We start from the raw sequence: 7,383 nt of genomic DNA, 5'->3' as shown, positions 1-7,383 counted from the left end.
CCGGAAGCTAAGCCTTTCAGCGCCGATGGTACTGCAGGGGGGACCCTGTGGGAGAGTAGGACGCCGCCGAACAATTATTGTGGGAAAGCCCCGCACCTTATGGTGCGGGGCTTTTCTGCGTTCCGGGCGCCTGGACGCTCTCCTGTAGGGTCAGGGTGCATCGTTCAACATTTCTACCGTCAGTGGAGGCCCCCGGGTGGAGGTCCAGGAGACTCGGGTTCAGACCGACCGAATTTTCACCATTCCGAACATCCTGAGCATGGCTCGCCTGGCCGGCGTGCCCCTGTTCCTGTGGCTGATCCTCGCCGAGCACGACGGATGGGCCCTGGCCGTCCTCATGCTCAGCGGAATCAGTGACTACCTGGACGGGAAGCTCGCCCGCCGCTGGAACCAGATCAGCAACCTCGGACGGCTGCTCGATCCGGCCGCGGACAGGCTGTACATCCTGTCCACGCTCTTCGGGCTGACCTACCGGGAGATCCTGCCCCTGTGGCTGACCGGAGCCCTGCTGGCCCGTGAGCTGATGCTGCTGGTCATGGTGTGGATTCTGCGACGCCACGGGTATCCGCCGCCGCAGGTCAACTTCCTCGGCAAGGCCGCGACCTTCAACCTGATGTATGCGTTCCCGTTGCTGCTGCTCAGTGACGGCACGGGCTGGTTGGCCTGGACGGGGTCAGTTTTGGGATGGGCGTTCGCCGGATGGGGTACAACCCTCTATTGGTGGGCAGGAGTGCTGTACGTGGTGCAGGTCCGCCGTCTAGTCAAGGCGGAACCCACGGCCGATTGAGCTCGCTCAGCGCCTGATGACGCGGAGCACTTGCGGAGTCACCGTACGAGACGGGTGAGGTCGGCGAGATCGTCGTCTCTCAAGGAGGACTCTTCCGACATGAAGGCCGTCGTGATGGCCGGTGGCGAAGGCACCCGTCTTCGCCCAATGACCTCGAGCATGCCCAAGCCGCTCCTGCCGGTGGCCAACCGGCCGATCATGGAGCATGTGCTCAGGCTGCTCAAGCGGCATGGGCTCAGCGAGACCGTGGTCACCGTGCAGTTCCTGGCGTCACTCGTCAAGAACTACTTCGGTGACGGCGAAGAGCTCGGGATGGAGCTCACCTATGCCAACGAGGAGAAGCCACTCGGGACCGCCGGCAGCGTGAAGAACGCCGAGGAGGCACTGAAGGACGACACGTTCCTCGTGATCTCCGGCGACGCGCTCACCGACTTCGACCTCACCGATCTCATCCGGTTCCACAAGGAGAAGGGCGGCCTCGTCACGGTCTGCCTGACCCGGGTGCCCAACCCGCTGGAATTCGGCATCACCATCGTGGACGAGGAGGGCAAGGTCGAGCGCTTCCTCGAGAAGCCGACCTGGGGACAGGTGTTCTCGGACACCATCAACACCGGCATCTATGTGATGGAGCCGGAGATCTTCGACTACGTCGACGCGGACGTTTCCGTGGACTGGTCCGGAGACGTCTTCCCGCAGCTCATGAAGGAAGGCCGGCCGATCTACGGCTACATCGCCGAGGGCTACTGGGAGGACGTGGGCACCCACGAGAGTTACGTCAAGGCACAGGCCGACGTGCTCGAGGGCAAGGTCCAGGTCGACATGGACGGCTTCGAGATCTCACCCGGTGTGTGGATCGCCGAAGGCGCCGAGGTCAGCCCCGACGCGGTGCTCCGAGGTCCGCTGTACATCGGGGACTACGCCAAGGTGGAAGCGGGCGTCGAGATCCGCGAGCACACCGTCGTCGGCTCGAACGTCGTCGTCAAGAGCGGCGCCTTCCTGCACAAGGCGGTCGTCCACGACAACGTCTACATCGGCCCCCACAGCAACCTCCGCGGCTGCGTCATCGGCAAGAACACCGACATCATGCGGGCCGCGCGGATCGAGGACGGCGCCGTCATCGGTGACGAGTGCCTCGTCGGCGAAGAGTCGATCGTCCAGGGGAACGTGCGCGTCTACCCCTTCAAGACGATCGAAGCCGGCGCCTTCGTCAACACGTCGGTCATCTGGGAGTCCCGCGGACAGGCCCACCTCTTCGGGGCGCGCGGTGTTTCCGGGATCCTGAACGTGGAGATCACCCCCGAGCTCGTCGTGCGGCTCGCCGGGGCCTACGCGACGACCCTGAAGAAGGGCGCGATCGTCACCACCGCCCGAGACCACTCCCGAGGCGCGAGAGCGCTCAAGCGGGCCGTGATCTCGGCGCTCCAGGCCAGCGCCATCAACGTGCGCGATCTGGAGAACGTACCGCTGCCCGTCGCGCGGCAGCAGACCGCGCGCGGCAGCGCGGGCGGGATCGTGCTGCGGACCTCGCCCGGAGTGCCGGACTCCGTCGACATCATGTTCCTGGACGAGCGGGGAGCCGACCTCTCGCTCCAGCAGCAGCGCAAGCTGGACCGGGTCTACGCACGCCAGGAGTACCGGCGCGCGTTCCCCGGAGAGATCGGCGACCTCCAGTTCCCCGGCAGCGTCTTCGACGCCTACACCGGCTCGCTGCTGCGGCGCGTGGACATCACGGGGATCGGCGACGCCGGTCTCAAAGTGGTCGTGGACGCCTCCAACGGCAGCGCCGGCCTCGTACTGCCCAGCCTCCTCGGCCGGCTCGGAGTGGACGCCCTGACGATCAACCCCGGGCTCGACGAGTCCAGGCCGACCGAGACCACCGAGTCCCGGCGCGCCGGGCTGGTGCGGCTCGGCGAGATCGTGGCCTCCGCACGGGCCGCCTTCGGAGTGCGCTTCGACCCCGTCGGCGAGCGGATCTCCCTGGTGGACGAGCGCGGGCGGATCATCGAGGACGACCGGGCCCTGCTGGTCATGCTCGACCTCGTCGCCGCGGAGAAGCGCAGCGGCAAGGTGGCGCTGCCGGTGACCACGACACGCGTCGCCGAGCAGGTGGCCGCGTACCACGGCACCCAGGTGGAGTGGACCACCACCTCCCCGGACGACCTGACGCGGGTAGGCCGGGCGGAGAACACCATCTTCGGCGGCGACGGCCGCGGCGGCTTCATCGTCCCCGAGTTCGGCAGCGTCATCGACGGGTCGGCCGCCTTCGTGCAGCTGCTCGGTCTCGTCGCCCGGACGCAGCTCACGCTGAGCCAGATTGACGCCCGGATTCCCCGGGCCCACGTGCTCAAGCGGGACGTGCCGACCCCGTGGGCCGTCAAGGGGCTCGTGATGCGACGGGTCGTGGAGGCGGCCGGAGACCGGCAGGTGGACACCACCGACGGCGTGCGGGTGGTCGAGGCGGACGGGCGCTGGGCGCTGGTGCTCCCGGACCCGGCCGAGGCCGTCACCCACCTGTGGGCCGAGGGCCCCGACGACGCTTCGGCGCAGGCCCTGCTCGACGAGTGGGCGGGCGTGGTGGACGGCGGGCATTGACCGCCGCGCGCTGATCCGCGTAGGAACACGGTCCGGCGTCCTCGCCCGCGCGCCCGGACGCCTCCATGTCGCTGCTGACGCACGTGATGGACCACAGCCTCGACGAGGGCTATGCGGAGGCTTCGGCCCGGCGCGAGGCGGACGGTACGGCCGGGCTGCCGCGCAGCCTCAAGGCCAAACTGGGACTCGCCGCCGGACTCGTCCTCGCCGCCCTGGTCGTCACGCTCGGCGCCGCCGAGGCGCGGATGGCCGCGCCGGTGCTGGCCAAGGAGCGCCACGAACTGATCGACCGGGTGGAGCGGGCCGACCAGCGCGCGGACGGCCTGGAGCGGGACATCGAGCGGCTGCGGACGAACGTCGCGGACCGGCAGCGCGCCGCGCTGAAGCAGCCGGGCGGCGGGCAGGGTGAACTCGTCGCGCTGCTGGCAGGTGCCACCGAGGTGCGCGGGCCCGGGATCAAGCTGGTCGTGGACGACGCGAAGGGCTCGTCGTCGAACGGCGGCGGACCGCGCGAGAGCTCGGGCTTCTCCGACACGGGCCGGCTCCGTGACCGTGACATGCAGAAGATCGTCAACGGCCTGTGGCAGTCCGGGGCGGAGGCCGTCTCGATCAACGGGCAGCGGCTGACGGAGCTGTCGGCGATCAGGGCCGCCGGCGACGCGATACTGGTCGACAACAAGCCTCTGGTACCGCCGTACGAGGTCTTGGCGGTGGGGGACAAGAAGCGCCTCGGCACCGCCTTCCAGGACTCGGCGGACGGCCAGTACCTGCACGTGCTGCAGGAGAGCTACGGAATCCGCTCCACCCTGTCCGCCCAGGACGAGGTGCGGCTGCCGGCCGCGTCGAGCCTGACCGTGCGGACAGCCACAGCAGCAGAGCAGCAGAAGGGTGCATCGTGATCGCGGTACTGGGGCTCGTGGTCGGAGTGGTGGTCGGACTTCTGGTCCGGCCCGAAGTGCCGGCCGTGGTGGAGCCTTATCTGCCGATCGCCGTGGTGGCTGCGCTGGACGCGGTGTTCGGCGGTCTGCGCGCGATGCTGGACGGCATCTTCGTGGACAAGGTCTTCGTCGTGTCGTTCCTGTCGAACGTGGTCGTGGCCGCGCTCATCGTCTTCCTCGGCGACAAGCTGGGCGTCGGCTCGCAGCTGTCCACCGGCGTGGTCGTGGTCCTCGGCATCCGCATCTTCTCCAACGCCGCGGCCATCCGCCGGCACGTGTTCCGGGCGTGAGGCCGATGAGTACGAACGACACCCCGCCCGAGCGACCCGAGGGACCCGGCGGCTCCGGTGCGCCCGGCGGTCCCGTACCGCCCGGCGGCCCCGTACCGCCCGCCCAGCCCGTACCGCCGGTCCAGCCCGCGCCGCCGCCGCTGCCGCCTCCGCCGCCCGCGGGGCCCGTGCCGCCGGAGGCGCCGGCGGCTCCCGAGCAGACCGGCCGGCAGCGGCTCGCGGCCGGGCTGTGGCCGCCGCGGGTGAGCCGGGCCCAACTGATCGTCGCGCTGCTGCTGTTCGTCCTCGGGCTGGGCCTGGCCATCCAGGTGCGGTCCAACAGCGACGACAGTGCCCTGCGCGGGGCCCGCCAGGAGGACCTCGTACGCATCCTCGACGAGCTCGACGGGCGGACCAAGCGCCTCGAGGACGAGAAGCAGCGGCTGGAGGACCAGCGCAAGGAGCTGGAGAGCAGCTCCAACCAGGCCGAGGAGGCCCGTAAGCAGACCGTGGAGAAGGAGCGTCAACTCGGCATCCTGGCCGGTACGGTGGCTGCGCAGGGACCGGGGATCACACTGAAGATCACCGATCCCACCGGCCAGGTGACGTCCGACCAGCTGCTGGACACGCTCCAGGAGCTGCGGGCGGCCGGCGCCGAGGCGATCCAGATCAACGGGGTGCGCATCGTGGCGGGCTCGTACTTCTCGGAGGAGAACGGTGGGGTCGCGATCGACGGTAAGAAGATCACACAACCCTACGAGTTCAAGGTGATCGGCAAGTCCCAGGATCTCGAGCCCGCGCTCAACATCCCCGGCGGTGTCGTCCAGACGCTGGAGAAGGAGCAGGCCGCGGTTGCCGTCACGCGGTCAGCGAAGATCGTTGTGGACGCCTTGCGGGCGGCGAAGCAGCCTGACTACGCTCGGTCGTCATCACCATGAGATGCGGTGAGCGGTGGACCGGCTCACGCGGGCGGAAGCCTGCGGGGGGTCGGCGCACCGAAGTCGCGGTGCGTGGTGGAAACTGTCTGGTGGTTACGGACGTTGTGAGTATGTCCGGGTCGGCAGGTGTGTGCATTCGGAGTTCGTCCTGCCCCACGGGCGGGTCTGTTTCGGTCAAGGGGAATCGCCCGTGAAGTTGTTTGAGAAGTTGTTCGGCAAGAAGAACCGCGAGGAAGGCGGCACGGCACGCCATCGCGCCGGGCACGGTGACGTCGAGGGGCAGGGCGACCGCCCGCTCTTCCGTGACGAGGTGTCCGGCGCGGGTGACATTTCGGGCGCCCACGGCGCGTCGGCTGTTGACCCCGCCGGTACCGGACGCATAGGTTTCGGTGAACCATCAACCTCAAGTGCGGGTGGAGGGTTTGCCCCCGACCCGTATGCCACCAGTGCCTCCGCGGGGCAGCCGCGGCGCGAGGAGCCGTCCATGTCGGCCGAGCAGGTTTGCAGCAGGTGCGGACACCGCAGCGATGCGGCCAGCCGGTTCTGCTCCAACTGCGGGGCGCCGCTGCGGGCGGGACTGACGCCGGAGCGTGCCTCGGAGACCACGTCCACCATCTCGATCTCGGGCCTCGAGGCCTACGAGGCCGAGGTGTCGGGCCAACCGCACGTGTCGACCTCGCTGTCCCCCGAGGCCCAGGCCGCGGTGGAGGCACTGCCGCCCGGTTCCGCCCTGCTCATCGTGCGGCGCGGTCCCAACTCCGGCAGCCGCTTCCTGCTGGACGGCGAGCTGACCACGGCCGGCCGGCACCCGCAGAGCGACATCTTCCTGGACGACGTCACCGTCTCCCGGCGCCATGTCGAGTTCCGCAGGAGCCAGGACGGCGGATTCACCGTCGCCGACGTCGGCAGTCTGAACGGCACGTATGTGAACCGGGAACCGATCGAGTCCGTCGCCCTGCACAACGGCGACGAGGTGCAGATCGGCAAGTACCGGGTGGTCTTCTACGCGAGCCTGCGGGGCATCTGACCCTCCCCCAGACCCCGTCCGGGGGGACCCAGGAAAGGTCACATGTTGCGCACCCCGACAGGTGGTGCCGGAAACGGCACCGCCGGCTCGGCCGGGCGGCTGGTGAGCATCGGAACGGTGCTCACCACGCTGCGTGACGAGTTCCCCGAAGTCACGATCTCGAAGATCCGCTTCCTGGAGGCGGAGGGGCTGGTCGAGCCCCGGCGCACACCGTCCGGGTACCGCAAGTTCAGTACCGACGACGTGGAGCGGCTGGCCCGCATCCTGCGGCTGCAGCGCGACCACTACCTGCCCCTGAAGGTCATCCGAGACCAGCTCGACGCGCTCGCACGCGGTGAGCAGATCCGCATCCCGGCACCGACGGCGCACCGCGACCCGGCGGACGCGGCCGACCCCGGCAGTCCGGCGGTCATCTACGGCGAGGTGGGACGCGAACGGCCCACCTCGGCACGCATCGGCCGGGCGGAACTGATCGCGGCCGCCGACGTGGACGAGGTGCAGCTCGTCGAGTGGGAGTCGTACGGGCTGCTGGCCGAGGACCCGGGCGGCGGATTCGACGCGGAGGCCGTCACCGTGGCCCGTCTGGTGGCCGATCTGGGCCGGTTCGGGCTGGAACCGCGGCACCTGCGGGCCATGAAGGCCGCCGCGGACCGCGAGGCGGGGCTCGTCGAGCAGGTGGTGGCACCGTTGCGCCGGCACCGCAACCCGCAGACCCGGGCGCACGCCGAGGCCACCTTGAAGGAGCTCGCGGGGCTGTCCGTACGGCTGCACGAGGCGCTCGTACAGACCGCTCTCGGGGTCCGCCTGTAGGGACCGAGAGGGGCCCGACTAC

At 69.4% G+C, this 7,383-nt stretch carries 7 protein-coding genes and 1 rRNA gene; all 8 read left to right on the top strand.

All coding sequences use genetic code 11. The features are described 5' to 3' along the window. A 5S ribosomal RNA gene (gene rrf, locus OTB16_RS39845) occupies window positions 1-72 on the top strand; the annotation flags it as partial. Between the two features lie 124 nt (window positions 73-196). After that, window positions 197-787 carry a cardiolipin synthase ClsA gene (clsA, locus tag OTB16_RS33830; RefSeq protein ID WP_267726010.1) on the top strand — a complete coding sequence of 197 codons (591 nt, stop codon included), beginning with the start codon at window positions 197-199 and terminating at the stop codon, window positions 785-787. A 99-nt stretch (window positions 788-886) separates the two neighbouring features. Then, a complete protein-coding gene (locus OTB16_RS33825) occupies window positions 887-3,379 on the top strand; it encodes a mannose-1-phosphate guanyltransferase (RefSeq protein ID WP_267726008.1) in 2,493 nt (830 codons plus the stop codon). Window positions 3,380-3,444: 65 nt separating this feature from the next. After that, window positions 3,445-4,278 carry a DUF881 domain-containing protein gene (locus tag OTB16_RS33820; protein WP_267726006.1) on the top strand — a complete coding sequence of 278 codons (834 nt, stop codon included), beginning with the start codon at window positions 3,445-3,447 and terminating at the stop codon, window positions 4,276-4,278. Next, window positions 4,275-4,607: a small basic family protein gene (locus tag OTB16_RS33815; RefSeq protein WP_112452698.1), complete on the top strand. Its 333-nt coding sequence runs from the start codon at window positions 4,275-4,277 to the stop codon at window positions 4,605-4,607. The genes OTB16_RS33820 and OTB16_RS33815 overlap by 4 nt, the downstream gene beginning before the upstream one ends. Before the next feature lie 5 nt (window positions 4,608-4,612). Then, on the top strand, window positions 4,613-5,524 hold the full coding sequence (locus tag OTB16_RS33810) for a DUF881 domain-containing protein (protein ID WP_267726001.1): 912 nt from the start codon (window positions 4,613-4,615) through the stop codon (window positions 5,522-5,524). Window positions 5,525-5,606: 82 nt separating this feature from the next. Beyond that, window positions 5,607-6,551 carry an FHA domain-containing protein gene (locus tag OTB16_RS33805; RefSeq protein WP_267726020.1) on the top strand — a complete coding sequence of 315 codons (945 nt, stop codon included), beginning with the start codon at window positions 5,607-5,609 and terminating at the stop codon, window positions 6,549-6,551. 42 nt (window positions 6,552-6,593) lie between these two features. Continuing rightward, complete coding sequence (ftsR, locus tag OTB16_RS33800; RefSeq protein ID WP_267725999.1) at window positions 6,594-7,361, top strand: transcriptional regulator FtsR; 768 nt, start codon at window positions 6,594-6,596, stop codon at window positions 7,359-7,361. Window positions 7,362-7,383 lie beyond the last annotated feature (22 nt).

The sequence above is a fragment of the Streptomyces antarcticus genome (assembly GCF_026627255.1).
Classification (GTDB): domain Bacteria; phylum Actinomycetota; class Actinomycetes; order Streptomycetales; family Streptomycetaceae; genus Streptomyces; species Streptomyces antarcticus.
The sequence above is the reverse complement of the archived record's forward strand: the minus strand, read 5'-3'. Positions and strand labels throughout refer to the sequence as shown.

Coding starts and splice junctions, on each gene's coding strand:
- OTB16_RS33820 (WP_267726006.1), top strand. CDS start 3,445: ATGTCGCTGCTGACGCACGTGATGGACCACAGCCTCGACGAGGGCTAT.
- OTB16_RS33810 (WP_267726001.1), top strand. CDS start 4,613: ATGAGTACGAACGACACCCCGCCCGAGCGACCCGAGGGACCCGGCGGC.
- OTB16_RS33825 (WP_267726008.1), top strand. CDS start 887: ATGAAGGCCGTCGTGATGGCCGGTGGCGAAGGCACCCGTCTTCGCCCA.
- ftsR (WP_267725999.1), top strand. CDS start 6,594: ATGTTGCGCACCCCGACAGGTGGTGCCGGAAACGGCACCGCCGGCTCG.